The 246-nt window shown below is 65.0% G+C and carries 1 protein-coding gene; it reads left to right on the top strand.

Annotation, left to right across the window (positions count from 1 at the left end; translation table 11 throughout):
• The coding region (locus EXE44_RS19235; RefSeq protein WP_137718126.1) for an ABC transporter transmembrane domain-containing protein at positions 1 to 246 on the top strand (246 nt) is incomplete at both ends.

Below are 246 nucleotides of genomic sequence, written 5' to 3'. Positions count from 1 at the left end.
ATGTTCCTCTTCACGCTCTGGTTCATGCGCGCCGTGGAGCCGCGGTACACCGCCCAGCGATCGGTCGTCGGCGACCTCAACACCGCCCTCGAGAACGCGCTCTCCGGCGTCGAGTTGGTGAAGACCTCCAACACCGAAGCCCACGAGAGCGAGCGCGTCGAGGACGCATCCTACTCGTACTTCCGGCGCACGATGTCGATCCTCCGGCTCAACTACGTCTACCGACCCGGCATGGAGCTGCTCGCC

The organism is Halorubrum sp. SS7, from assembly GCF_005435055.1.
GTDB lineage: Archaea > Halobacteriota > Halobacteria > Halobacteriales > Haloferacaceae > Halorubrum > Halorubrum salinarum.
This window is presented reverse-complemented; position numbering and strand designations above follow the sequence as displayed.